The organism is Streptomyces sp. NPDC047081 (assembly GCF_040643775.1).
Classification (GTDB): domain Bacteria; phylum Actinomycetota; class Actinomycetes; order Streptomycetales; family Streptomycetaceae; genus Streptomyces.
In genome coordinates this window covers 63,725-89,095 of record NZ_JBEYUY010000038.1, presented here as the reverse complement: position 1 = coordinate 89,095, position 25,371 = coordinate 63,725, and the positions used below count along the sequence as shown (strand labels likewise).

The following is a 25,371-nucleotide window of genomic DNA, read 5'->3' as shown; positions in this document are numbered from 1 at the left end:
CTGCGCGCCGAGCGCGAGCAGGGCATCACCATCGACGTCGCCTACCGCTACTTCGCCACGCCCAAGCGCCGGTTCATCCTCGCCGACACCCCCGGCCACGTGCAGTACACCCGCAACATGGTGACGGGTGCCTCCACGGCCGAGCTGACGGTGATCCTGGTCGACGCGCGCAACGGCGTGGTGGAGCAGACGCGCCGGCACGCCGCGATCGCGGCCCTGCTCCGGGTCCCGCACGTGGTCCTCGCCGTCAACAAGATGGACCTCGTCGACTACCAGGAGTCCGTCTTCGCCGCGATCGCCGAGGAGTTCACGGCGTACGCGCTGGAGCTGGGCGTCCCGGAGATCACCGCGATCCCGATCTCGGCGCTGGCCGGCGACAACGTGGTGGACCCGTCCGCGAACATGGACTGGTACGGCGGCCCGACCTTCCTGGAGCACCTGGAGACGGTCCCGGTCACCCACGACCTGAGCCACTGCCACGCGCGCCTGCCCGTGCAGTACGTGATCCGCCCGCAGACCGCCGAGCACCCGGACTACCGGGGTTACGCCGGTCAGATCGCCGCGGGTTCCTTCCACGTCGGCGAGGCGGTCACCGTCCTGCCGTCCGGCCGCGCGACGAAGATCTCCGGCATCGACCTGCTGGGCGAGCCGGTCGACTCCGCCTGGACCACCCAGTCGGTGACGATCCTCCTGGAGGACGACATCGACATCTCGCGCGGCGACCTGATCGTGCCCAGCAAGGACGCCCCGCCGACTACACAGGACATCGAGGCCACGGTCTGCCATGTGGCCGACGCCCCGCTGACCGTCGGCCACCGGGTGCTGCTCAAGCACGGCACCCGCACGGTCAAGGCGATCGTCAAGGACATCCCGTCCCGTCTCACGCTCGACGACCTGTCCCTGCACCCGCACCCGGGACAGCTCGTCGCCAACGACATCGGCCGCGTGAAGATCCGCACCGCGGAGCCGCTGCCGGTGGACTCCTACGCCGACTCGCGCCGCACGGGCTCGTTCATCCTGATCGACCCCAGCGACGGCACCACGCTCACCGCGGGCATGGTCGGCGAGTCGTTCGCGTCCCCCGAGCCCGTCAAGGACGAGGCCGAGGACGACGGGTGGGACTTCTGACATGAACTCCCTCGACTACTACTCCACGTTCGCCAAGGAGGGCGGCCGCGTCGGCAGCGGCGACCTCGGCAGCGGGCAGGGCGGAGTGGCGCGATGTGTGCGCTGACGTACGCGCACCGCTTGCGCGCCCTCACCCCCCACCGCCGTAGACGCAAACCTGCCGATCTCCCGGCCACGACCTGAAAGACCGTGACCGCCGGGCCAACGAGAGGAAAGCCTCCCGTGCCTGTCAACCGCTCGACGTTTCTTCGCCGCGGCATAGCCGTGATCGCAGCACTCCCTCTGCTCACCCTCGCCGCCTGCGGTTACGGGTCCAAGTCCGACGACAACGAGACCGCGAAGGTCGCCGCCGGGTCCAAGAAGATCGACGGACTCGACTCCGTGAAGATCGGCTACTTCGGCAACCTGACCCACGCCACCGCACTGGTCGGCCGTGAGCAGGGCCTCTTCCAGAAGGAACTCGGCGCCACCAAGGCCGAGTACGCGACCTTCAACGCCGGTCCCTCCGAGATCGAGGCCCTCAACTCGGGTTCGATCGACATCGGCTGGATCGGCCCCTCCCCGGCGATCAACGGCTACACCAAGTCCGACGGCAAGAGCCTGAAGATCATCGGCGGTTCGGCGTCCGGCGGTGTGAAGCTGGTGGTCAACCCGAAGAAGATCAAGTCCCTGAAGGACGTCAAGGGCAAGAAGATCGCCACCCCTCAGCTGGGCAACACGCAGGACGTTGCGTTCCTCAACTGGGTCGCCGACCAGGGCTGGAAGGTCGACGCGGAGAGCGGCAAGGGTGACGTCACGGTCGTCCGTACGGACAACAAGATCACCCCGGACGCCTTCAAGGCCGGCTCGATCGACGGTGCCTGGGTGCCGGAGCCGACCGCGTCGAAGCTGGTCGCCGAGGGTGGCAAGGTGCTGCTCGACGAGTCCACGCTGTGGCCCGACAAGAAGTTCGTGATCACGAACATCATCGTGTCGCAGAAGTTCCTCAAGGCGCACCCGAAGGCCGTCGAGGCGGTCCTGAAGGCCTCGGTCGAGTCCAACAAGTGGATCAACGCCAACCCGGACGAGGCGAAGGCCGCGGCGAACAAGCAGCTCGGCATCGACTCCGGCAAGGAACTGCCCACGGACGTCCTCGACTCGGCGTGGAAGTCCATCCAGTTCACCAACGACCCGCTGGCGTCCACCCTCAACACCGAGGCGGAGCACGCGGTCAAGGCCGGTCTGCTGGAGAAGCCGAACCTGACCGGCATCTACGACCTGAGCATCCTCAACAAGGTCCTCAAGGCCGAGGGTGAGAGCACGGTCGACGCCGCCGGTCTCGGCACGAGCTGACACAGGTCCCGATGAGTTCCCAGGAGGTGACGAACATGGCCACGACCACGACGCTCGCCAAGGCCGACGAGTCCGTCGAGTACGCGGCGCGCCTGGAGCACGTCTCCAAGTCCTTCGCGACGCCCGGTGGGCAGCAGCTCGTCCTGGACGACATCAGTCTCGATGTCGCCCCGGGTGAGTTCGTCACCCTCCTGGGGGCCTCGGGCTGCGGCAAGTCCACGCTGCTGAACCTGGTGGCGGGGCTGGACAAGCCCAGCGCGGGCTCCATCACGACGGACGGGCGCCCCGCCCTGATGTTCCAGGAGCACGCCCTGTTCCCGTGGCTGACCGCGGGCAAGAACATCGAACTCGCCCTGAAACTCAGGGGAGTTCCCAAGCCCGAGCGGCGCGGCAAGGCCGAGGAGCTGCTCGAACTGGTCCGGCTGAAGGGCGCGTACGGCAAGCGCGTGCACGAGCTGTCCGGCGGTATGCGCCAGCGCGCCGCGCTCGCTCGCGCCCTCGCCCAGGAGAGCAACCTGCTGCTGATGGACGAGCCGTTCTCGGCGCTCGACGCCATCACCCGGGACGTGCTGCACGACGAACTGACCCGTATCTGGGAGGAGACGGGCCTGTCCGTCCTGTTCGTCACGCACAACGTGCGCGAGGCGGTGCGGCTGGCGCAGCGGGTGATCCTGCTGTCGTCCCGGCCGGGCCGGATCGCCCGCGAGTGGAGCGTCGACATCCCGCAGCCGCGGCGCATCGAGGACGCCCCGGTGGCCGAACTGTCCCTTCAGATCACCGATGTACTGCGTGGGGAGATCCGCCGTCATGGCCAGCACTGAGACCACTGCGGCCCAGGACGCCGGGAGCGTCGAGGCGGGTCTGGACGCACTGGAGACCACGGCCGTCGGCCGCCCGACCCTGCGGCAGACCTTCGTCAACAAGATCCTGCCGCCGATCATCGCGCTCGCCGTGGTGACGGTCGTCTGGTACATCCTCTATCCGATCGTCGACGACCCGTCCAAGCTGCCCTCGCCGGGCGAGGTGGGCAGCGCGTTCAAGGACGCCTGGCTCAAGGGCGACCTGCTCGGCTACATCTGGACCAGCGTCAGCCGCGGTCTGCTGGGCTTCTTCTTCGCGCTGCTCATCGGCACCCCGCTGGGTCTGCTGGTGGCGCGGGTGAAGTTCGTGCGCGCGGCGATCGGCCCGATCCTCTCCGGCCTCCAGTCGCTGCCGTCGGTGGCGTGGGTGCCGCCGGCCGTGATCTGGCTGGGTCTGAACAACTCGATGATGTACGCCGTGATCCTGCTGGGCGCGGTCCCGTCCATCGCGAACGGCCTGGTGTCCGGAGTCGACCAGGTGCCGCCGCTGTTCCTGCGCGCGGGCCGCACGATGGGCGCGACGGGCATCAAGGGCATCCGGCACGTGGTCCTGCCGGCCGCGCTGCCCGGTTATGTGGCGGGCCTCAAGCAGGGCTGGGCGTTCTCGTGGCGCTCCCTGATGGCGGCGGAGATCATCGCCAGCTTCCCGGACCTCGGTGTGGGCCTGGGCCAGCTTCTGGAGAACGCGCGCACGGCCAGCGACATGGCCATGGTCTTCGAGGCCATCATCCTGATCCTGTTCGTCGGCATCGCCATCGACCTGCTGATCTTCAGCCCGCTGGAGCGGTGGGTGCTGCGCAGCCGCGGCCTGCTGGTGAAGAGCTGAGCCCATGATCCGTACGAAGCCGGTCCTCCTGGTCATCGCCCACGGCAGCCGCGACCCGCGGCACGCCGCGACGGTGCACGCCCTCGTCCGCCGGGTGCGCTCGCTGCGCCCGGACGTACGGGTGGAGACCGGCTTCCTGGACTTCAACATCCCGTCGGTGCAAGGGGTGTTGGAGTCCTTGACGGCGGAGGGCGCATGTGAAGTCGTCGCCCTGCCCCTCCTGTTGACGCGCGCGTTCCACGCGAAGGCGGACATCCCGGCGGTCCTGCGGGACGCCCCGCCGCAGCTGCGCATCCGCCAGGCGGAGGTGCTCGGCCCGTCGCCGCTCCTCCTGTCGGCGCTCGAACGCCGTCTGTACGAGGCCGGGTTGACGCCCGGCGACAAGTCCTCGACCGGGGTCGTGCTGGCCTCGGCGGGGTCCACCGACCCGGAGGCGATCGCAGTGATCGCAGAAATCGCGCGGGAGTGGCGGCACACCGGTTGGTGCGCCGTGCGACCTGCGTTCGCCTCCGCATCCCTGCCCCGCACCGAGGACGCGGTGCGAGAACTGCGCGCCCTCGGCTGCGAGAAGGTGGCGGTCGCCCCGTACGTACTGGCCCCCGGTTTCCTCCCGGACCGCATCGCGCGGGGCGCGGCGGAGGCGGACGTGCTCGCCGACGTGCTCGGCCCCGCGCCGGAGGTGGCGCGGGTGCTGCTGGAGCGGTACGACGCGGCCCGCACGCCGGTGCTGGCGGCGGTCGGCGCCTAGTCAGCCGAGCAGGGCCAGCAGATAGTCCTCCAGGCGCCGGGTGAGCAGGTCCGGAGTCAGATCGGTCCGCCCCAACTCCCGCCATGGCACGGCGACTTTCTCCGCGTCCGGCGCGTAGGCCAGGGCGTCCAGGACGCGCCAGTACAGGTGGGCCCTCGGGTCCTCGTCGAGGGTGCCGCCTGCCGCGCGGTAGTGCTCGGCGAAGCGCAGGCCCGCGGGGACGCCGTGCAGCAGGGTGAGCGCGGTCGAGCAGTGGGAGACGTCCAGGTCGGCCGGCCCCCAGGAGGTCTCCACCCAGTCGACGACGCCGGTGACGGCCAGATCCGCTCCCGTGCCCGTGAAGAGCACGTTTCCCGGGTGGAAGTCGCGGTGCAGGAAACAGGGCCGGTACGGCGGCGGAGGCTGCCGGATCACGTCCACGGCCCGCCGCCACAGCTCCGGCCGCGCGGTGTTCTCCGGAACCCGCGCGCGCTCGGCATCGGTCCATGCCTGGTACGTGCGCGGCCGGTCCGCCTCCGCCACCCGCAGCCCGTGGATCGCGGCCAACTGCCGCGCCAGCAGCACGCTTTTGCGCTCGACGTCGGTCTCGTCCACCCGCACACCGCCCGCCAGGAGCGACATCACCAGCGAGGGATGGTCGCAGTGCTTGCCCGCCGCGTCCACGGCGTGCAGCCGCGCGGCCGGCACGTCCGTGTCCACGAGCAGCCGCAGGATGTCCGCCTCCCGCCCGAGCAGCCCCGCCGCGGCCTTCAGATAGAAGGGCCGGACGAAGGAGCGCAGCACGAGGGCGTACGGCGGCCCCGACGCCCTCTCGATGTCCAGGCGCCGCATCCGCGAGGTCCAGCCGCCGCGCAGGGCGGTGACGCCGCGGATGCGGTCGCCGGGGTGCAGGCTCTTCTCCACCCAGAGGCGGGTTCTCGACCAGTCCTCAGTCATGGAATCCGAGCCTACTGATCATCGTGGCGGGACCTCAGGTGGATGGGGTCTTCGCCGTCACCGTGGCCGAGGGTCCCGTGCCGGCCGCCGTCACCGCGGCGACGGTCACCGTGTAGGACGTGCCCGGCTTCAGGCCGCCGATCACCCGGAACATGCCCTTGGCCGAGGGCTGGGTGACCAGGACGTCCCGGCCGGTGACGTCGATCGGGTCGCGGCCGTCGGAGACGGTCACCCGGTAGCCCACGATCTTCGCGTCCCCGGTCGCGGTGGGCGGGGTCCAGGCGAGGGTGGCCGCCGTGACCGCCGTACGCAGCTTGGGACTTGTGGGTGCGGCAGGCAGGACGCTCGCCGCGGCGGGCGTCAGCGGGAGCGAGGCCAGGGACTCGGCGCTGCTGCCGTGCGCGTTGCTCGCGGCGACCGTCACGGTGAACGGCCCGCCGGTGGAGGGCAGTCCGCCGATCCGCACGAGCGCCGTCCGCTTGAACTCGGCCGCCGACACGCCCTGTCGGCCGACCTGCCGGCCCGTCGCGTCGTACGCCCGTGCCGTGTACGAGGTCACCGGTGAACCGCCGTCCGCGAAGGTCGGGTTGAAGGTGACGTACAGGGCGTCCGCGCCGGCCGTGCTGGTGCCGACCCGGGAGGGCGCCTCGGGGACGGATGCGGCCCCGATACGGCGGTCCAGCAGCCCGCGATAGCCCGGCTCGAGTCCCGCGTTGTCGAGGATTTCTGACGGTACGTCGGACAGGGCCGCCATGATCTTGTTGCCGGTGGTCACCAGCCCCTTGTTGTCGCCGTCGGCCGTGCCCTCCTCCCACCAGTTGTCCTTGACGAGGGTCGGGTCGTTGTTGCCGAGGTCGTCGCGGTAGTCGGTGTGACGGGAGGCGACGTTGGCGTAGGAAGCGTTGTAGAGGACGTTTCCCTCGACCGTCTCGTAGGTGCAGCCGTTGTCGGTGTAGACGTTCTTGCCGAGGCCCCACTGGTCGTGGATGACGTTTCCGGTGACTTTCTCGCCGTCGGCCATGGAGGTGCCGGTCAACCCCTGGGTGTAGATGCCCCCGCCGTCGTCCAGACCCTGCATGTAGTCGTAGATCAGGTTGTCGCGGACGGCGTTGTCGTGGCTCGGGTTCGGGGTGGCCGCGTCGCCGATCTTGTCGGGCCAGCCGCCCCAGCCCATGGAGATCGCGGAGTAGCCGACGTGGTCGATCTGGTTGTGGGCGATGGTGTTCTGCTGGGTGTAGCCGTTGAGGATGGCGACACCGCCGTGGTACTCGCGGGGCAGGCCGTAGAGGTGATTGTCCGTCACCTGGACGCCGGAGGCCGGGGTCTGGCCGTCCACTCCCCCGATCTCCAGGCCGTTGCCGGAGATGTCGGTGAAGATGCTGCCGCGGACGGACGAGTCCTTGCTCCCCGCCCCCAACTCCAGCCCGGAGGCGCCGAGATGGGCGAAGACGTCGTCGGCGAACTCGATGCGCTGCCCGTACGCGAAGGACAGGTTGCCGGGCATCTTCGTCCAGGACGCGAACGGGCAGGTGCCGCCCTCGACGTACTGGCACAGGCCCTGGGTGGCCCAGCCCTTGTCGCCGGTGATGGTGTAGCCGGCCTGGATCTCGGAGAAGCCCTCCGGCTGTGAGGGCGTCAGCCAGGTCGCGTAGCTGAACTGGATGCCGCGGAAGGCGATGTCGTGCACGGGCGCGTCCGCCGTGCCCCGTCCTTCGACGAGCTTCTCGGCCGCGGCGGCCTCGACGTCGGCGCGGGCGAGGTCCTCGCCCTTGCGGGGCAGGTAGTAGACCTTGTGCGCGTGACTGTCGAGGTACCACTCGCCGGGCTGGTCGAGGAGCTCGTAAGCGTTTTCGACGTACGTCGCCTTGCCGCTGTTGGTGAGATGGCCCGGGCCGACCATGCTGACCGTGCGGCCGGGGATGTCGGGGAACTCGACCCGCTTGTTGGAGTTGTCCCAGCAGGGCTGGACCATCGTGATCGTGGTGCCCTCGGCGGAGGCGATGCGGCAGCGCGGCTCGGTCCACTGGCCGAGCCCGTTGCGCTCGATGTTCCACAGGGCCTCGCCGCTGGTGTAGACGAACTCGGCGTCGGAGGGGTGCTTCCAGTGGGCGATGGTGTCGGACGAGGCGGTGTAACCCGTCGCCGTCTGGGTCAGGTCGACCGGCACGGCCCCGCGCGCTCGCTGGGCGCGTACTCCGTCGACGTACAACTGCCGTGTGTCGGTGAGCCCTTGGGGCGCGGGGGCGGACCACAGTCCCTTGCGGCCGGGCACCTGGTGCCAGCCGACGACCTGACGGCCGCCGCTGACGGTGGTGGCGCCGGTGCCCTGCCAGATCACCCGGTGGCCGTTGCTGCCGGAGTCGCGGGCGTCCAGGGTGAGCGGGCCGGACTGGCGGTAGGTGCCGGAGGCGAGATGGACCGTGAGGTCGGACTTCAGGTCGGCGGCGCGGGCGCGGACCAGGTCGCGGGCGCGTTGCAGGGAGCGGACGGGATGTCGTGCGCTGCCGTCGGCGTGGTCGTCGCCGACGGGTGAGACATAGAGGTCGGAGCTCGCCGCCTGGGCGGGGGCCGCGAGGCCCGGGACGCCGAGGGCCAGCACAGCGGTGACGAGGGTGACGAGGGCGGCTCTTCGGTGCGTGGGCATGTACCCCTCCCGTGGGATCAGCCTGTACCCAACGCCGGGAAAGGTAGGAGTACTTGGGTGCACCAGTCAATGAACGAGACAGAAATAGCCGCCGATCACCTACTCCTTTACCAGATTCATCGGATCAGTCGAAGCGGAGCAATCCGGTACGGGTGCGCTTGAGCTCGAAGAAGTCGGGGTCCTTCGCCAGCACCCGGAAGCTGTCGAAGAGTTCGGCCGCGCGGGCGCCGCGGGGGATCGCCCGGAGCACCGGCCCGAACCACACCGTTCCGTCGACATGAATGGTGGGCGTACCCACATAGCCGCCGGAGTCGGGCTCGGCCCCGGCCTGGTGGCTGCGGCGTACGGCCTCGTCGTGGCCCGGATCGTGCGCGGCGTCGGCCAGGTCGGCGGGCAGTCCGAGTTCCTCCAGCGACTCGGCGATCACGGCGTCGAAGTCCTGGGCCCGACGCTCGTGGATCCGCGCGCCGAAGGCCGTGTACAGCTCGCGCAGCACCTTCTCCCCGTGCCGCTCGGCGGCGGCCACCGCGACCCGTACGGGGCCGATCGACTTGTCGACCAACTCGCGGTACCAGTCGGGGAGGTCGTTGCCCGTGTTGTGCAGGTAGAGGCTCATCGCATGGAAGCGGAGGTCGAGCGGGCGTTCGCGCTCGACCTCCAGCATCCAGCGGGAGGTGATCCAGGCGAAGGGACAGGCGGGGTCGAACCAGAAGTCGACGCGGGTGGGAGCGGTGTTCGTCATGCCCTGGACGCTATTCGCGCGGATGGATCAGGGTCTCGACCCAATTGAGCAGTGTTTCACTGGCCCAATTTCGGGTCCCGTCCGCTGGCGGCGAGGGCGCGGTCGAAGGCAGGCGTGTCGTCAGGTACCGGTACCGGGTCGGCGAAGCCGTCGTACTGGCGGTAGAGGTCGCCGTGCTCCTCGACGACGCCGAGGACGAAGCGGGCCGCGTCGTCCGAGATGCGGAACTTCTGGCCGGTGGCGGTGGCGACGTCCCAGCCGTGGACGGCCATCTCCTTGATGACCATGGAGGCGATCTGGACGGCCGGCATCTTCGCCATGCCGAGGTCGACCTCGCCCTCCCACACCGCCGGGTCGGCCCAGGCGGCGACGGCACGGTCGAGCTGGGCGGCGTAGGCGGCGGGCCAGTCGGGGTCGGCGGTGAAGTCGCGGGCGGTCAGCTCCTCGGGGAGCTGTTTGCGCAGGGCGCGGTGCTCCAGGCCGTGGGAGGTGTAGAGCACCCAGTGGTTGACCAGGGCGCGGACGTCCCAGTCGGGGCAGTGGGTGCGGTCGCCGAGTTGGTCCGCCGTGACGCCGCGCGCGACGCGCGCCGCCTCGGCGGCACATTCGGTCATGTACGGGTGCAGGTGCTGCGGGTCGTCGTACGTCATGCACCCCACGCTAGGGAGCGGCCGCTCAGGGCTCTTGAACAAACGCGACAGCCTCGTCGGCCAGCCGCACCAGTTCGCCGATCGGCATTGATCCGGGCTCGCGCCGCTCGCGCGCGAAGGTGCCCGCGAGCCGCTGGAGGAGGTCGTTGACCGGGGTCGGTACGCCGTGCAGGCGGCCGAGGAGGCCGATCTCGCCGTTGAGGTAGTCGGACTCGACGCTGCCGGTGCCCCGGCTCAGGGACTGCCAGGTGGAGCCGCCGCCGCGCGGAGCGCCGGCGAGGGGGACGAGGTCGACCTTGTGGCCGCGCAGAGCCTGCTGCTCGGCGACGCTCGCGTACGGGATCCCGGCGGCGGCGAGCACGGCCTCGCCCTCGGCCCGCACGCGTGCACGCAGGGCGGCCCGGCTGTCCTGGCCGCCGTCCTCGCCGCACAGCGCCTGGAGCGTGTTGCTGAGGTTGGTGAGCAGCTTGGCGTACTGCCAGCGGGTCACGTCCGGCACGACCGGCGCCTCGAAGAAGCCGGTCTTCTCCAGGTCGGCGGCGACCAGGCGGGCGGTCTCGTCGGTGCCGTGGGGATAGCGGCCGAGGTGGAGCATGCCGGTGAGCGGGGCGCCGCCGGCGGAGACGTGACCGGGTTCGAGGTGGGTCGCGGGCAGCCAGACGCAGACGCCGTACACATGCCGGAAGACACGGAGGGCGAGGCGCTGGCCCTCGACGCCGTTCTGCGCGCAGAACAGGGGCAGCCGCTCGGCCGCGCTGCCGCCGCCGGCGACGGGCGCCGGGCCCCAGGTCTGCAGGGCGGCGACGGTGTCCTGAGTCTTGACGGCGAGCACGAGCACGTCGTCGGCCCTCAACTCCCCCAGCTCACCGGGCCCTTCGACAGCGGGGAGGCGGTACTCGTGATCCCCGTCCGGCACCTTCAGCCGCAGCCCCCCTTCCCGCAACGCCGCGAGCTGCGCACCCCGCGCAACCAGAACGACCTCATGCCCGTCCCCCGCGAGACGCCCCCCGACGGCACCGCCGACGGCTCCCGCTCCGATGATGATGTAGCGCATACACCGAGCCTCGCACACTGACGTGTACGCCACATCGACCTTGTGCCGCGTTCGCTTCAGGCCGTGAGTTCCACCAGTTTCAGCACGGTGTTCCAGTTGCGGGTCGTCGCGATCACGCCCTTGTTGATGCGGGGCTTGGCGAGGTGTTCGGCGAGTTTGGAGCGGCCCAGGCCCTCCGGGACGTAGAGGTAGAGCTCGCGGTCGCCCAGGCGGAACTCCTCGGGGAGGTACGCCTCCCGGTCGATCTCCGCGAAGCGCTGCGCGTCCACCGGGGCGGAGAAGTACGTGACGTGCAGTTGCTTCGGCTCCAGCTCGGCCGCCGGGAAGGGGCAGGCCTCGGCGACCGCCTTGAGATAGGCGTGGTCGCGGACGATCACGTCGACCGAGAAACCGAAGCGCTTCTCGATCGCCTGCGTGAGCTCGGCGGCAAGGGACGCCTCGTCGCCGTGGCCCGTGGCGAAGACCGCCTGGCCGCTCTGGAGGTGGGTGCGTACGCCCTCGTACCCGAGCCCCTCCATCAGCTGCCGCAGCTCGGCCATCGGGAGCTTCTTCTTGCCGCCCACGTTGATCCCGCGCAGCAGCGCCGCATACGTCGTCGTCATGGCGCACACCCTAAGGCGGCCGTCGTGCCCCGTGGGGGTGGGCACGACGGCCGGGTCCGCGTGGGGGCGGACTGCGCGAAACTCTGGCCGATGGGCCCGCCCGGATCAACACCTACACGCAGCTGTGACTTGTTCAACAAGGTTTCGTAACAACAAAGCCGGAGCGATGCGGAAGGACCGGACACCCTGATCATTACTCACGAGTAGCCCGGAGGAACACAAATAGATGTAAGGGGCCGCGGTCCTCCCCAGCGGTGAGACGCCCGGGTCCGAGCGGATGACTTCGGCGCACATCACTTCACCGGGGAGCACGACGAGACGGCCTTATCGCGCCCATACCTTCGAAGCGAAAGGTGGCGGCAGGGGGCTGTCACCGCTCACGAGGGGGCAAGCCCATCATGGGGAACGGAGATTCGCGGGTGCGGGGCATAGCCGCCCGGGCCGGCGGCTGGAGCGCCCGGCACCGATGGGCTGCCGTCGGCATCTGGGTGCTGTTCGTCGTCCTGGCCATGGGCGCCGGCTCGGCCGCGGGCCGCGTCGACGTCAAGGAAAGCGACCAGCTCAAGGGCGAGACACACACCGCCGCCAAGATCATCGAGGACGCCGGGATCGAGGAGCCGGCCAGCGAGACGGTCCTCGTCCAGGCGAAGGACGGTCAACTCAAGGCGACCGACGCCGAGTTCAAGGCCGCGGTCGCCTCCGTCGTCAAGGCCGTCGACGGGACCGGCAAGGTCACGGACGTGAAGTCGCCGTACGACGCGGCCTCCCCGACGATCTCCAAGGACGGCCGCAGCGCGCTGGTGCAGTTCGACATGCGCGGCGACTCGGACACCGCGGGCGACCGTGTGGAGCCCGTGCTGAAGGCCGTCGCCGGTGTGCAGAAGGACCACGAGACGCTGCGGATCGAGGAGATCGGCGGCGCCAGCATGATGAAGACGTTCGACGACGCGTTCGGCGACGACTTCCAGAAGGCCGAGCTGTCCGCCGTACCGGTGGCCCTCGGCATTCTCCTGATCGCCTTCGGCGCGCTGGTCGCGGCGCTGCTGCCGGTAGCTCTGGCCATCACCGCGATCATGGCGACGATGGGCCTGATGGGCGTCGTCAGCCACATCATGCCGATGAGCGACACCGCCAACTCCGTGATGCTGCTGGTCGGTCTGGCCGTCGGCGTCGACTACTGCCTGTTCTACCTGCGCCGTGAGCGCGAGGAGCGCGCCGCCGGACGGGACGCGCAGACGGCCCTCAGGGTCGCCGCCGCGACCAGTGGCCGCGCGATCATCGTCTCCGGCGTCACGGTGTGCGTGGCGATGGCGGGCATGCTGTTCACCGGTCTCGCCGAGTTCGAGGCGATGGGCCTGGCCTCGCTGATGGTCGTGGCGGTCGCCATGGTCGGGTCGGTGACGGTCCTGCCCGCGCTGCTCTCACTGCTGGGCGAGCGGGTCGAGAAGGGCCGGATCCCCTTCCTGCGCAAGGCGATGGAGCGCCGCGCCGCCCGCACGGGCGGGGAGAGCCGCTTCTGGACCGCGGTCCTGCGCGGCGTACTGGCCAAGCCGCTGGTCTCCGTCCTCGTCGCGGCCGGCGCGCTGCTCGCCGTCGCGGCCCCCGCGATCGGCATGAAGACGCAGAACCTCACGCTGGACCAGGAGTTCGGCGACTCGCTGCCGATCGTGCAGACGTACAACCGCGTCAACGACGCCTTCCCCGGCGGCTCCGAGCCGGCCGAGGTGGTCGTCAAGGCGAAGGACATCAACGCCCCCGAGGTGAAGTCCGCGCTCGCCGACTTCAAGGACAGGGCGATCAGTTCGGGCGCCTCGCGCGGCCCGGTCGAGATCAAGCTGCACGACGCGCAGAACATCGCCTACGTGTACGTCCCGCTGGTCGGCGGCTCCGACCTGGACAAGGCGGGCGCCAGCCTGGAGAAGCTGCGCGACGAGGTACGGCCCGCGACTCTGGGCAAGGTGGACGGCGTTCAGGCGCCGATCACCGGACAGGTCGCCGGCTCGCACGACTTCAACGACCAGCTGGGCGGCGCGGTCGTCCCGGTCTTCGCGTTCGTCGTGGTCTTCGCCTTCGCCCTGATGCTCCTCTCCTTCCGCTCGCTGACGGTCGCGATCACGTCGATCCTGCTCAACCTCCTTTCGGTGGGCGCGGCTTACGGCATCCTCGTCGCCGTCTTCCAGCACGGCTGGGGCGCGTCCCTGGTGGGCGCGGAGGGCGTCGGCGCGATCATCACCTGGCTGCCGCTGTTCCTGTTCGTGATCCTGTTCGGCCTGTCGATGGACTACCACGTGTTCGTGGTCTCGCGGATCCGCGAGGCGCGGCTGCGCGGCCGTTCGACGCGGGACGCGATCCAGCACGGCGTGGTCACCACGGCCGGGGTCGTCACCAGCGCCGCGGTCATCATGGTCGCCGTGTTCGCGATCTTCGGAACGCTGTCCATGCAGTCCATGAAGCAGATGGGCGTGGGCCTCGCGGCCGCGGTGCTCATCGACGCGACGATCATCCGGGGCGTGCTGCTCCCGGCGGTGATGGCACTGCTCGGCGAGCGCAACTGGTACCTGCCGAAGTGGCTGAACCGGCTGCCCGACCTCACGCACGACGAGTCGCCGGAACTCATCACGCACGAGCAGCCGCACCAGGACGAGCGCCTGAGGGTCTGACAACCCTCTGACAACCCCCCTTAGCTGAGGGCCCGTTGGTCACCGGGGAACCAACGGGCCCTCTCTCATGCCCGGCGGCCGGGCAGTTCGGCCTCGACGAGTTCAACAGCCCTGCGCGTGCCGCCCTCTTGGGCCATGCCCGCCTGAATCTCCTTGAGCCGCCGGGCCACTTCGGGATCCCCGACGAGCGCGAGGGCGGCGGAACGCAATGTCTCGGCGGTGGCCTCCTCCGTGGCGATGCGGCGCGCCACCCCGAGCGACTCCAGCGTGTCGGCGTTGCCGAACTGGTCCACGGCCTGAGGTACGGCGATCATCGGCGTACCGGTCGCCAGCCCCTCCTGACTGCCGCCGGCCCCGGCATGCGTGACGAACAGATCGGCCTGCCGCAGGATCGCCAACTGCGGCACCCAGGAACGTACTTCGACATTCGGCGGTACGTCCCCGAGCTCGGCCGGATCCACCTGCCCGCCGATCTGCAGCACGAGGTGCCAGCCCGGAAGCTCGCCGAAGGCACGCACGCACTCCCGGTAGAAGCCGGGCCGGTCGGTGAAGGCCGAGCCCAGCGACACCAGCACCACCTTCTCGGCACCGTCCGGCCGCCGCCACTCGCCCTGCGCCGACCGGTCACCCTGGCAGGCGCCGACGAAGGTGTACGTCGACTCGTCGACCCGGTCGGCGTTGGGCTGCAGCACCCTGGGAATCAGGACAAGCGAGCGCTCGGGCCGGCCGACGAAGGAGTCGGGATCCAGGGTGATCCCGTTGTCTTCCAGCCAGGCCTGGAACCGGGCGTAGTACGCCTGCCCGCGCGCGGTGCTCTTCGGCTCCGCCCACATCGGCTCGGCGACCTCCTCCTCGTACCCCTCCCAGGCCACTAGGTTCGGCGAGAGCGAGATCGCGGGCACGCCCCAGCGGTGGGCGAGGACGCGGGCGGGGTACGCCGTGATGTCGTGCAGCACGAGATCCGGTACGTCCCCCTCGTACGCCTCCGCCAGCTGCGGCAACGCCTGGATCGCGTCGGCCAGGAACAGCTCGACGTGATCGAGGAGTTCGGTCCCCCAGGCCGCGGGGTCGGCACCCGGCTCCGGCAGTGTGGAGTTCCAGAGCTTCGGCTCGGCACCGGTCTCGGCGACCTTCTCCGCGAACAGCGGCGGGATCGCGTACGTGACCCGATGCCCCCGGGCGACGAGCTCACTGATCACCTCCAGGCTGGGGTTCACATGGCCGTGGGCGGCGATGGAGAACATGGCGATGTGAGCGCGACTGGTCATGTGAGCGAAGGTAGACGAGACGATACGTCTCGTCCAATCAATTAGCGGTTACGTCGATGAGGGCGCCCCCGCCGTCACTACGCCGAGGGCGCCCAGCCGCTCAGGAAGACAGCGCCTCGTACAGCCGCAGCCAGCACCCCGGCGGCACCTCGCCCACGAGCACCCGGCGCTCCAGACCCGCCGCCCTGAACGCCGCGTCCACCCGGCGCCTCGGGTGGGCCCGGCGGAGCGAGGCGTGCAGGCTGCCGCCGACGCCGGAGAAGCCGAGCTCCACGAGGTGCCGCCAGCCCTCCTGCGCGCCGGGCGCCAGCAGCGGGGTGCGGCGCCGCTCGATCCGGACGATCCCGGCGTCGACGCGCGGCACCGGCGTGAACCGCGTCCGGGCCACCCGGCCGGCCAGCCGCCACTCGTACCAGGGCCAGCTGCGGATCGTGACCAGGGTCCAACTCCCGTAGTCCCCGGTGCGCTTGCGCGCGTATTCGAGCTGGGTGAGCAGGGTGGCGTCGAGGAGAGCGGGTGCGCGCAGGCACCAGTCGACGATGGCGGCGGTACGGGAGAAGGGCACGTTCCCTGCGACGGAGAAGGGCGAGTGTGGTGGGCGTGCGGTGAGGAAGTCCCCGCCGACGACGTGCACTTGGGCGGTTTCGGCGAATCGGGTGCGCAGTCCGGGGAGGAGCCGTCGGTCGATCTCGTACGCGCGCAGCTCCCGGCAGCGCGGGGCGAGATGTTCCGTCAACGCGCCTTTTCCTGCGCCGACTTCGAGCAGGAGCGGGGCTCGGCTGCCGTTCGGGACGGCGATTCGGGCGAGGTGTGCGGCGGTGGCGCGGTCGGCGAGGAAGTTCTGCGAGAGCGCGCGTGTGGTGTGCGTGGGGCGGGCCATGGCCTGCGTCCTTGTCTTCCGTGGAGAGGGAGAGGGCAGCGCGGGCCCTGACCGGAAGACAGGAAGAGAAGCGTCGTCGAAGAAGAGAACGCAGCGTGCGGCGAACCGCCGGTTGATCAGCGGGCGTCGGCCTCCGTGCCGGTCAGGGCTCCGGGGCCGCGGCGCATCCGGTTGGAGTGCGCGGTGCCCCGGCCGAGACCGGTGTTGATGATCGCGTTGCAAGCTGCCACGGACGGCACGTTAGGCGTGGCCGAGCGGCGGGGACAACCCGTTTTCCGCGCGGGCGAGGGGAGCGGCGGGCATCGGCGACGGAGACGCGGCGGGCGTCAGCGCTGGTAGCGCGCCAGCACCAGGTTGCCGTCCTTCTCCAGGCGTCTGCGCAGTTCGGCGAGGCCGATCGCGCCGCTGTAGTACTCCTGGAAGGCCGGGGTCGCCACCTTGTCCTTCCACTCGGGGTAGCCGCGCACGGACTGCGCCGGTGCCGAACTGAGGTGGGCCGCGAGGGCGGTGCCGGTCGCCCAGCCGTCCTTGGCCGTATGCAGAGCGGGGTCCTGCAACGCCTCGGTGCCGGTCGGCAGCATCCAGTCCCCCAGGGCCAGCCGCACCATGTTCTTCGGCCGCAGCAGGAAGTCGACGAACTCGGCGGCCTCCTTCTTGTGCGGACTGTCCTCGGCGATGGACAGGGTCTGCGGGCTGACGCCCTGGGCGAGACCGTCGGCGCCTGCGGGAGCGGGCAGCACCTGCCACTCGAAGCCCTTGGGCGCCTGCTGGACGATCTGCTGGCGGTAGGAGAACCCGAGCGGCACCATCGCGTACTTGCCGCCGAAGAACCCGGGCAGCGTGTCCGAGCCGCCGCTGCCCAGCGTGGTGGGCGAGGCGCTGTGATCGACGTTCACCTGGTCGTGGACGGTGCGCGGCACGATCTGATCGGCCGCTTCGAAGCGGCCCGTCACCTTGCCGTCGGAGCCCCGTTGGAAGAGTCGGCCGCCTGTTGACAGGGAGAGGTTGAGGGTCGCGGAGACGGGCTCCTTGAGCGGCCAGGCGACGCCGTACTTGCCCTTGCCGCTGAGCTGCCGCGTGACTTCTCTGAACTCCGGCCAGCTCCAAGGGTGTTCGGGAGTCGGGATGCGCACGCCCGCTTCCTTCAGCCACTTCGCGTTGGCGACGATCACCCGCGGCTCCTGGAGGAAGGGCACGCCGTAGACGCCGTCGCCGAAGGTCGCCGTCTCCCAACTCCGCTGCGGGATGTCGGACTTGAGGCGCGCGGGCAGCAGGTCGGTCAGGTCGGCGAGATAGCCGCCGTACGCGAAGTCCGCGAGGTCGTCGGAGGCGTCATGGATGATGTCGGGTGCCTCGCCCCCCTCGAAGGAGGTGAGCAGCTGGTCGTGGACGCTGTCCCAACTCCCCTGTACGTACTCGACCTTGACGCCCGGATGACCGGCGTTCCACTCCTTCACCAGCTCCTTGTTGGCCGCCACCGACTCCTCCTGCCAGGCCAGGGACTGGAAACGGAGGACGATCCGGCCGTCCGCGGTGCCGCTTTCGCCGCTCGTGCAGCCCGCCAGCAGAGCGAGAGCCAGGGTGAGCAGGAAGAGCGTTCTGGCGCGCATCAGTTCTTCACCGCCCCGGTGAGCATGCCGCCGGTGATCCGCCGCTGGATGACCGCGAAGACGACGAGGGAGGGCAGCGTCGCGAGGAAGGCGGCCGCGGCCAGCGGGCCCAGGTCCGCGACTCCCTCCGCGCCGATGAAGTGGGTGAGTACGACCGGGAGGGTCTGTTTCTCCGGGGTCTTCAGCAGGACCAGCGCGAAGAAGAACTCGTTCCACGCGGTGACGAACGCGAACAGTCCCGTCGCCGTGATCCCGGGCGCGAGCAGCGGCGCCACCACCGACACCAGCGTCCGCAGCCGCCCGGCTCCGTCGACCGCCGCCGCCTCCTCGACCTCGGCCGGCACGGCTCTGACGTAACCGACGAGCATCCACAGGGCGAAGGGCAGCGCCCAGACCACGTAGACCAGCGTCAGCCCGAACAGCGAGTTGATCAGCCGGAGGTTCTTCAGCACCAGGAACAGCGGGATGATCACCAGGACCAGCGGGAAAGCCTGGCTGACCACCACCCATCCGGTGGCGGCCCGGGTGAGCGGGGTGCGTCTGCGGGCCATGACGTAGGCGAGCGGGGTCGCGATCAGTACGGCGATGACGGCGGCGCCGGCCGCGGCCAGCAGGGAGTTGAACGCCGCGTGCAGCAGGGGCTGTTCGTCGAAGGCCTGCCGGAAGTTGTCGAGCGTCGGGTGCCGGGGGATCCAGGTGGGGTGCAGACTGCCCAGCTCGCGCGGGGACTTGAACGCGGTGGACAGCAGCCACAGCAGCGGGAAGGCGAGGAAGACGAGATACGCGAGCAGGGCGACGTACTGGCCGATACGGGTGCCGGTCCTGGTCCTCATGTGTCGTCGCCTCCCCTCAAGCGGCCCACCAGGAAGAGCGCGAGCAGCACGGAGATCACGGCGACCATCACGCAGCCCATGGCCGCCGCGTACCCGAACTGCCCGTAGCGGAAGGCCTCTTCGTAGGCGAACAGCATCGGCAGGCGGGTGCGGCCGCCGGGGCCGCCGTTGGTCAGCACGTAGACCAGGGCGAAGGAGTTGAAGTTCCAGATCAGGTTGAGCGCGGTGATGGCGAGGGCGACCGGTCTCAGCGCGGGCCAGGTGACCGTGCGGAAGCGGCGCCAGGCGCCGGCCCCGTCGACCGCGGCGGCCTCGTGCAGTTCGCGCGGGGTGTTCTGCAGTCCGGCGAGCAGGGCGACCGTGGTCTGCGGCATGCCGGCCCAGACGCCGACGACGATCACCGCGGGCAGTGCGGTCGCCAGGCCGCTGAGCCAGTCCCGGCCGTCGCCGAGGCCGAGGTCGCGCAGGGTCTCGTTGAGGACGCCGGCGTCCGGGTTGTAGACGAGCCGCCACATGATGCCGACGACGACCTCGGGCATCGCCCACGGGACGATCGCGAGGGCGCGGGCCAGCCAGCGCAGCTTCAGGTCCTCGTTGAGCAGCAGGGCGAGGCCGAGCGCGAGGAGGAACTGCGGCACGGTCACCCCGACCGCCCATACCAGGCCGATCCGGAACGACTCCCAGAACAGCGTGTCGTGCAGCAGGTCCTGGAAGTTGAGCCCGCCGATCCACCGGGTGGCCTGGGTGCGGCCCGACTGGGAGTCGGTGAAGGCCAGCAGGATCCCGTAGAGGAGGGGTCCGACGCTGAGCACGAGGATGGGGATCAGCGCGGGCAGCACCAGGAACCAGGCCCCGCGGTCGGCGAGCGGCCGGTCCCCGGCGGCGCGCGGCGCGCTCCGCGCCGACCGCCTCGTCGCGCTCGCCAAGGTCACGTGATCGGCTCCTTCGCACGCTCGTGACGGGGTGGTTCGTGACGTGGGGTCCGGTCGGCCTCCGTCATGGTCGTGAAGGTGATCCGCCCCGTCAAGGCACCGCGCACACGGTCCGACCTGTGCGAATGCGAGACTTGGCGCGGGATGGCGGAATCTCGACGCCGTCCGCCGGTGGGCGCACGCGGAGCTGGGAGGCAGGCGATGGACGAGGCACGGGCGCGGGACGTACTGGCCGCGGCGGGGGTGCTGCCCGGTCCGGCCCGGGACGCGCGGCTCCTCGCCCTGGGCGAGAACGCGGTGTTCGCCGCGGGCAACCTGGTCGTCAAGGTGGGCCGCGACGCCGAACTCCTGGACCGGGCGCGCCGCGAACTGGACATCGCGCTCTGGCTGGCCGAGGAGGGCGTGCCCGCGGTGCGGGCGGCGGAGCCGAAGCCGCTGCTGGTCGAGGGACATCCGGTGACCGTGTGGCACCGGATGCCCGATCCCGTACGTCCCGCCGAGCCACGGGATTTGGCCGAACTGCTGCGGGTCGTCCACGCACTCCCCACGCCTCCCTTCGGCCTGCCGCCGCGCGAGCTGCTGGGGGGCGTGGAGCGGTGGCTGCGGCTGGCGGGGGACGCGATCGACGCGGCGGACGCGGAGTATCTGCGCGAGCGACGGGACGGCTTCGCGGCGGCCGCGGCCGCGCTCACACCGCACCTCCCGCCGGGCCCGATCCACGGCGACGCGCTGCCCCGCAATGTGCACGTCGGCCCGGCCGGCCCCGTTCTGGTCGACCTGGAGACCTTCTCGGCGGACCTGCGCGAGCACGACCTGGTGGTGATGGCCCTGTCGCGGGACCGGTACGGGTTGCCCGCGGCGGCCTATGACGGGTTCGTCGAGACGTACGGCTGGGACGTCCGGGAGTGGGAGGGGTGCTCCGTGCTGCGGGGCGCTCGGGAGACGGCCAGTTGCGCATGGGTGGCCCAGCACGCGCCGTCGAACCCCAAGGCCCTGGCCGAGTTCGAGCGGAGAGTGGCTTCCCTGCGGGCCGGGGACGAGACGGTGCGCTGGAACTCCTTCTGAGCGCCTACGTACTCCCGGTCTCGCCGTTCTGAACCGACTGCGCCGCCCGGCGGAGTTCCCCCAGGACCGTACGGACCGCTGCCCTGGCCGTCCGCTCCGGGCGGTACAGCGCGTCGATGTGGCGTCTGGCCTGTACGCCGCTCAGGGGGCGTAGGACCAGGTCCGGGTGGGGGCGCACGGTCCAGCGGGGCATCAGGGCGAGGCCGCCGCCCGCTGCCACCGCCTCGGCGACCACCGCGAACTCGTTGATGCGGTGGGCGAGATGGAGGCGTCGTCCGGCCGCCGCCGCGATCGCCTCGATCGTCGCCAGGACCGGGAAGCCGTCATGCACGGTGATCCAGGGCTGGTCGGCGACGTCGCGCGGGGTCACCCGGCGTTTGGCGGCCAGGGGGTGGTCGGCGGGCATCGCCACGTCCAGGGGCTCACGCAGGAGCGTGGTCGCGGTCACCGTGTCCGGCCAGGGTGGGGTGTGGTCCAGGCGGTGGGCGAGGACCAGGTCGTACTCGCGGGTGAGCCGCGGGAAGTCCTCCTGGGCCACGTCCTCGTCGGCCAGCCTCGGGACCGGGGCGCCCGGCCCGCCGAGCGCGCGCAGGAGGAGGGGGAAGAAGGTCGCGCCCGCGCTGTGGAAGGCCGCCACCGAGACCTCCCCTTCCGGTCGGTCCAGGAACTCCCCCACGGTGTGCCGGGCCCGTGCCAGCGCCGTCTCCACCTCGATCGCCGCGCCCGCCAGCGCCTGCCCGGCGTCCGTGAGCACCAGCCGCCGCCCCCGGCGCTCGGTGAGCGGCACCGGGATCGACCGCTGCAGCAGCCGCAGCTGCTGGGAGATCGCCGAGGGGGTCACCAGGAGCGCCTCGGCGACCGCCGTGACGCTGCCCAGCTCACCGAGCTCCCGCAGGATCCGCAGCTGCCGTTCGTCCATGGTCCAAGTGTAGGAGTCGATGTAGGGCTGCTAAATGATTGTTTAAGAAGGTGGTACTGGGCTTCAGGGACGGTCGCGGTGCACCGTGGGCGGGTGACCGACGTTCGCCGTACCGATGCGGTACTCCTCCTCGTCGCCGTCGTCTGGGGCTCCAGCTATCTGTCCGCCCAGACGGCGACTTCCGCGCTCCCCGTACTGCTGGTGCTGTTCGCCCGCTACGCCCTGTCCGCGCTCGCCTGTCTCGGCCTGGCCGCAGGCCGTCGTGGGACGCGCCGCTGGACCCGGGACGAGCTGCGGGCCGGGCTTCCCCTGGGGGTGACGCAGGCCGCGGTCCTGGTCGTGGAGACCTACGGCGTCGCCCACACCAGTGCCGCCAACGCGGGGCTGATCATCAGCCTCACCATCGTGCTCACCCCGCTCCTCGACCGCGCGCACGGCGGACCCCCTCCCCTCTTCTTCGCCGCGGCCGCCCTGTGCGTCCTCGGCGTCGGCCTGCTGATGTCCGGCAACGGATTCCACGCCCCGCGCCTCGGCGACCTCCTGATGCTGGGCGCCGCGGTGGTGCGAGCGGGCCATGTCGCGCTCGTGGGACGCCTCACCGTCGGCCGTGCTATCCGCCCGCTGCAGCTGACGACCGTGCAGACGCTCGTCGGCACGGCCCTGTTCCTGCCGACTGCCGTGGGCGGCCTGCCGACGCTCGCCCACGCCGGTACGGCGACCTGGACCCAGCTGGTCTATCTCGCCCTGTTCTGCAGCGTGTTCGCCTTCCTCGCGCAGACCTGGGCCGTGCAGCGCACCTCCGCCAGCCGGGCCAGCCTGCTGCTGGGCACGGAGCCGGTGTGGGCCGTCGCCGTCGGCGTCGCACTCGGCGGCGAGCACCTCACCGCGCTCACCGCACTCGGCGCGGCCCTGATGGTGACCGGCACCTACTGGGGCCAGTCCGTGGAACGCGCCCATCGCACCGCCGCCCCGCACGAGACCGCCGTTCAAGCCCACGAACCCCACAGCGACGGTCAAGCACACGGAGAGGACGTCCGATGCCCGAGCACGACACCTACGAGCGTCTGATCTCCCTGCTCGACACCTCCTCCGTCGACTACAAGCTGATCGGCCACGCCCCCGAGGGCGCCACCGAGGCCGTCAGCGCACTGCGTGGCCACCCCGTGTCCGAGGCGGCGAAGTGCATCGTGCTGCGGGTGAAGACGGACCGGCGGACGACCCGGCACGTCCTCGCGGTCGTGCCCGGGGACCGGCGCGTGGACCTGGATGCCGTACGGACGTTGTTCGCCGCCCGCTATGTCGGGTTCAGCGATGCGGAGACCGCCGAGCGACTGGCCCGTGCGATGCCCGGCACCGTGCTCCCCTTCAGCTTCGACCCCGAGCTCGAACTCGTCGCCGACCCCGATCTCGTCGGCCGGCCGCGGCTGTACTTCAACGCCGCCCGCCTCGATCGCTCGCTGGCCGTCTCCGGCCCCGACTACGAGCGAGTGGCCAGGCCCCGCGTCGAACGCATCGCGAGCGCCGCGTCTCCGGCGTGACCGGTCCCCGAGCCGCCCCTCTCAGACCGGCTCGTCCGTCAACTCCCGCAAGGGCCACGTGCCGTCCACCACCGCCGTCGCGTCGCCCTTGCGGCGCAGGAAGCTCTGGAAGTCCGCCGCCCATTCCGCGTACCACTCGATCTGCTTGTGGTGCAGCTCCGCCGGGCCGAGGGCCGCGATCTTGGGGTGGCGCTCGGCTATCGCGCAGGCCAGGCCGGCCGCGGCGAGGGCGTCGGCCGTCGCGTCGTGCGCGGACTCCAGTGGGACGCCGTACTCCGTGCAGACCGCTTCGAGGTTGCGCTTGCCGCGGCGGTAGCGGTCGACCCAGCGGTCGATGGTGTACGGGTCGACGACCGGGGCGGGGTCGAGGCCGCCCAGTCGGTCGCGGAGTGACGGCAGGCCGTGCCGCCGCAGTTCGGCAGCGAGCAGGCTCAGGTCGAAGGCCGCGTTGTAGGCGACGACCGGCACGCCCGTCTTCCAGTACGTCACGAGGACGTCCGCGATGGCGTCGGCCACCTGGTCCGCCGGGCGGCCCTCCGCGGCCGCTCGTTCGTTGCTGATCCCGTGCACCGCCACCGCGTCCGCCGGGATCTCCACGCCCGGATCCGCCAGCCACTCCCGGCGCCCTATCGGCTGTCCGGCCCTGAACTCGATCACGGCGCCCGTGACGATGCGCGCCTCGCGCGGATCGGTCCCGGTCGTCTCCAGGTCGAAGCCGATCAGCAGCTCCCGGTGCCAGCCCATGGGCGGCCCCCCTTCTTGGTGGTGCTTTCCCCCAGTGGTCTCCACCTTCCCATGTGCCACTGACAATCAGAGGACCGCATTCCGCTTACGGCCCCGGACAGTTCAGGACACGGGACGCGAATCCGCCCAGGACGTCTCGAACTCCTCGCGGTATGTCGGGAAGAGCCCGCTCTCGACTCCCTTGTCCATGTCGTCCGACTTGACCACGCGGCTTCCGTTGCGCAGCACCAGGACCGGCGCCTCCATGCCGCGGGACCTGCGCAGATACGACTGCACGACGGCGATGCCGTCCGCGCCGTCGCCGTCCACGAGGTAGGCCGTGAAGCGCGGTGTCTCGTCGTAGACCTGGATCTGGAAGGCGCCCGGGTCGCGCAGCCGGGCCCGGACCCGGCGCATGTGCAGGATGTTCATCTCGACCGCGCGGCTCAACTCGCCGCGTTTCATGCCCAGTTCGCGCTCGCGCCGCTTGACCGCGCTGGAGGCCGGGTTGAGGAACAGCAGCCGGACGCGGCAGCCGGCCTCGGCCAGGCGCACCAGGCGGCGGCCGGAGAAGTTCTGCACGAGCAGGTTGAGGCCGATGCCGACGGCGTCCAGGCGGCGGGCGCCGGCGAAGATGTCCTCGGCGGGGAACTGGCGCAGCAGCCGCACCCGGTCGGGGTGTACGGCGACCACGTCGGCGTACCGGTCGCCGACCAGGTCCTCCACCGCGTCCACGGGCAGCCGGCGCGCCGAGGGTACGTCCCCGCCCGCGCCGAGCACGTCGAGCAGCTTGGCGGCGGCCCGCTCGGCCTGGCCCAGGACCGCCTCGGACAGCGCCCGGTTGCGGGAGACGACGTTGCGGGTCACTTCCAGCTCGTCCAGGGCGAGTTCGACGTCGCGGCGGTCGTCGACGTACGGCTCGAAGCAGGGCCAGTGCTGCACCATCAGCTCGCGCAGCTGGGGCAGAGTGAGGAAGCTGAGGACGTTGTCGTCGGCCGGGTCGAGCAAGTAGCCCTTACGGCGGCTGACTTCGCGTACCGCGACCGCTCGCTGCACCCACTCCTGGCCGGCCGGTCCGGCCGCCGCGATCACCCACTCGTCCCCGTGGACGGGTTCGTAGATGGGACGCAGGACGGCGGCCACGACCGCGCGCAGCCGCTGTTCTACGAGGTTCAGCCAGATGTAGGCCCGTCCCGCTCGCTGTGCGCGCGTACGTACTTCGCGCCAGGCGTCGGCGTCCCAGTCCAGCTCCGGCCCGATGGAACTCGTCTCCATGGGCCTGGCCAGGGACACCGTGCCGGGCGGGACGTCTGCGGAGTTCCCCTCGTGACCCTCGTCACCAGGGGGCAACTCCAGCCCTCCCGACCCCACCCGAGCACCGCCTTCCGCTCCCCCGAGCTCTCCCCGTGCCAACGATCAAG

General features: G+C 70.8%; 22 protein-coding genes and 1 pseudogene. 9 read left to right on the top strand and 14 right to left on the bottom strand.

All coding sequences use genetic code 11. The annotated features are described in order from the left end of the window. The 5 genes from ABZ848_RS43700 to ABZ848_RS43680 all read left to right on the top strand — a co-directional run. Nucleotides 1–1,128 (top strand): GTP-binding protein (locus ABZ848_RS43700; RefSeq protein WP_360841146.1); only part of this gene is annotated, 1,128 nt, incomplete at its 5' end. 222 nt (nt 1,129–1,350) lie between these two features. Then, nucleotides 1,351–2,460 (top strand): aliphatic sulfonate ABC transporter substrate-binding protein, encoded by a 1,110-nt coding sequence (locus tag ABZ848_RS43695; RefSeq protein ID WP_360841145.1) that lies wholly within the window; start codon nt 1,351–1,353, stop codon nt 2,458–2,460. A gap of 35 nt (nt 2,461–2,495) precedes the next feature. After that, complete coding sequence (locus ABZ848_RS43690) at nt 2,496–3,281, top strand: ABC transporter ATP-binding protein (protein ID WP_360841144.1); 786 nt, start codon at nt 2,496–2,498, stop codon at nt 3,279–3,281. Continuing rightward, nucleotides 3,268–4,146: an ABC transporter permease gene (locus tag ABZ848_RS43685; RefSeq protein ID WP_360841143.1), complete on the top strand. Its 879-nt coding sequence runs from the start codon at nt 3,268–3,270 to the stop codon at nt 4,144–4,146. The genes ABZ848_RS43690 and ABZ848_RS43685 overlap by 14 nt, the downstream gene beginning before the upstream one ends. A gap of 4 nt (nt 4,147–4,150) precedes the next feature. Continuing rightward, complete coding sequence (locus ABZ848_RS43680; protein WP_360841141.1) at nt 4,151–4,894, top strand: sirohydrochlorin chelatase; 744 nt, start codon at nt 4,151–4,153, stop codon at nt 4,892–4,894. On the opposite strand, the gene ABZ848_RS43675 is transcribed toward ABZ848_RS43680, so the two are convergent. The 6 genes from ABZ848_RS43675 to ABZ848_RS43650 form a co-directional block, all read right to left on the bottom strand. Further along, nucleotides 4,895–5,830 (bottom strand): aminoglycoside phosphotransferase family protein, encoded by a 936-nt coding sequence (locus ABZ848_RS43675; RefSeq protein WP_360841140.1) that lies wholly within the window; start codon nt 5,828–5,830, stop codon nt 4,895–4,897. 34 nt (nt 5,831–5,864) lie between these two features. Beyond that, nucleotides 5,865–8,474, bottom strand: coding sequence for a fibronectin type III domain-containing protein (locus tag ABZ848_RS43670; RefSeq protein ID WP_360841138.1), 2,610 nt, complete (start codon nt 8,472–8,474; stop codon nt 5,865–5,867). Nucleotides 8,475–8,598: 124 nt separating this feature from the next. Next, nucleotides 8,599–9,216, bottom strand: a complete 618-nt coding sequence (locus ABZ848_RS43665) for a DsbA family protein (protein ID WP_360841137.1) — start codon at nt 9,214–9,216, stop codon at nt 8,599–8,601. 56 nt (nt 9,217–9,272) lie between these two features. Beyond that, nucleotides 9,273–9,866: a TIGR03086 family metal-binding protein gene (locus tag ABZ848_RS43660; RefSeq protein ID WP_360841135.1), complete on the bottom strand. Its 594-nt coding sequence runs from the start codon at nt 9,864–9,866 to the stop codon at nt 9,273–9,275. A gap of 25 nt (nt 9,867–9,891) precedes the next feature. Next, the gene (locus ABZ848_RS43655; protein WP_360841134.1) at nt 9,892–10,920 is read right to left on the bottom strand and encodes a 2-dehydropantoate 2-reductase N-terminal domain-containing protein; all 1,029 of its coding nucleotides are present in this window, start codon (nt 10,918–10,920) and stop codon (nt 9,892–9,894) included. A gap of 56 nt (nt 10,921–10,976) precedes the next feature. Further along, nucleotides 10,977–11,522 carry a DUF1697 domain-containing protein gene (locus ABZ848_RS43650; RefSeq protein WP_360841133.1) on the bottom strand — a complete coding sequence of 182 codons (546 nt, stop codon included), beginning with the start codon at nt 11,520–11,522 and terminating at the stop codon, nt 10,977–10,979. Between the two features lie 398 nt (nt 11,523–11,920). On the opposite strand from ABZ848_RS43650, the gene ABZ848_RS43645 reads away from it, so the two are divergent. After that, nucleotides 11,921–14,182 (top strand): MMPL family transporter, encoded by a 2,262-nt coding sequence (locus tag ABZ848_RS43645; RefSeq protein ID WP_360841131.1) that lies wholly within the window; start codon nt 11,921–11,923, stop codon nt 14,180–14,182. 65 nt (nt 14,183–14,247) lie between these two features. Here the strand turns inward: ABZ848_RS43645 and mgt are convergent. The 5 genes and pseudogenes from mgt to ABZ848_RS43620 form a co-directional block, all read right to left on the bottom strand. Continuing rightward, nucleotides 14,248–15,487, bottom strand: a pseudogene (gene mgt, locus ABZ848_RS43640) (macrolide-inactivating glycosyltransferase). A gap of 63 nt (nt 15,488–15,550) precedes the next feature. Next, nucleotides 15,551–16,330 carry an ErmE/ErmH/ErmO/ErmR family 23S rRNA (adenine(2058)-N(6))-methyltransferase gene (erm, locus tag ABZ848_RS43635; RefSeq protein ID WP_360841130.1) on the bottom strand — a complete coding sequence of 260 codons (780 nt, stop codon included), beginning with the start codon at nt 16,328–16,330 and terminating at the stop codon, nt 15,551–15,553. A 326-nt stretch (nt 16,331–16,656) separates the two neighbouring features. Next, on the bottom strand, nt 16,657–17,940 hold the full coding sequence (locus tag ABZ848_RS43630; protein WP_360841128.1) for a sugar ABC transporter substrate-binding protein: 1,284 nt from the start codon (nt 17,938–17,940) through the stop codon (nt 16,657–16,659). After that, the gene (locus ABZ848_RS43625) at nt 17,940–18,773 is read right to left on the bottom strand and encodes a carbohydrate ABC transporter permease (RefSeq protein ID WP_360841126.1); all 834 of its coding nucleotides are present in this window, start codon (nt 18,771–18,773) and stop codon (nt 17,940–17,942) included. Before ABZ848_RS43625 ends, ABZ848_RS43630 begins: the two co-directional genes overlap by 1 nt. Next, nucleotides 18,770–19,705 (bottom strand): sugar ABC transporter permease, encoded by a 936-nt coding sequence (locus ABZ848_RS43620; RefSeq protein ID WP_360841124.1) that lies wholly within the window; start codon nt 19,703–19,705, stop codon nt 18,770–18,772. Before ABZ848_RS43620 ends, ABZ848_RS43625 begins: the two co-directional genes overlap by 4 nt. 201 nt (nt 19,706–19,906) lie before the next feature. Between ABZ848_RS43620 and ABZ848_RS43615 the strand changes: the two genes are divergently transcribed. Beyond that, nucleotides 19,907–20,770 (top strand): aminoglycoside phosphotransferase family protein, encoded by an 864-nt coding sequence (locus tag ABZ848_RS43615; RefSeq protein ID WP_360841122.1) that lies wholly within the window; start codon nt 19,907–19,909, stop codon nt 20,768–20,770. A gap of 4 nt (nt 20,771–20,774) precedes the next feature. Here ABZ848_RS43615 and ABZ848_RS43610 read toward each other — a convergent pair whose 3' ends face one another. Continuing rightward, nucleotides 20,775–21,689, bottom strand: a complete 915-nt coding sequence (locus ABZ848_RS43610) for a LysR family transcriptional regulator (protein WP_360841121.1) — start codon at nt 21,687–21,689, stop codon at nt 20,775–20,777. Between the two features lie 93 nt (nt 21,690–21,782). Between ABZ848_RS43610 and ABZ848_RS43605 the strand changes: the two genes are divergently transcribed. Continuing rightward, nucleotides 21,783–22,757, top strand: a complete 975-nt coding sequence (locus ABZ848_RS43605; RefSeq protein ID WP_360841120.1) for a DMT family transporter — start codon at nt 21,783–21,785, stop codon at nt 22,755–22,757. Beyond that, a complete protein-coding gene (locus tag ABZ848_RS43600; protein ID WP_360841119.1) occupies nt 22,727–23,227 on the top strand; it encodes a YbaK/EbsC family protein in 501 nt (166 codons plus the stop codon). The genes ABZ848_RS43605 and ABZ848_RS43600 overlap by 31 nt, the downstream gene beginning before the upstream one ends. 21 nt (nt 23,228–23,248) lie before the next feature. Here ABZ848_RS43600 and ABZ848_RS43595 read toward each other — a convergent pair whose 3' ends face one another. Together ABZ848_RS43595 and ABZ848_RS43590 are read right to left on the bottom strand one after the other, a co-directional pair. Beyond that, nucleotides 23,249–23,971, bottom strand: coding sequence for a 3'-5' exonuclease (locus tag ABZ848_RS43595; protein ID WP_360841118.1), 723 nt, complete (start codon nt 23,969–23,971; stop codon nt 23,249–23,251). 102 nt (nt 23,972–24,073) lie between these two features. Further along, nucleotides 24,074–25,321, bottom strand: a complete 1,248-nt coding sequence (locus ABZ848_RS43590; RefSeq protein ID WP_360841117.1) for an SAV2148 family HEPN domain-containing protein — start codon at nt 25,319–25,321, stop codon at nt 24,074–24,076. Between the last annotated feature and the right edge of the window lie 50 nt (nt 25,322–25,371).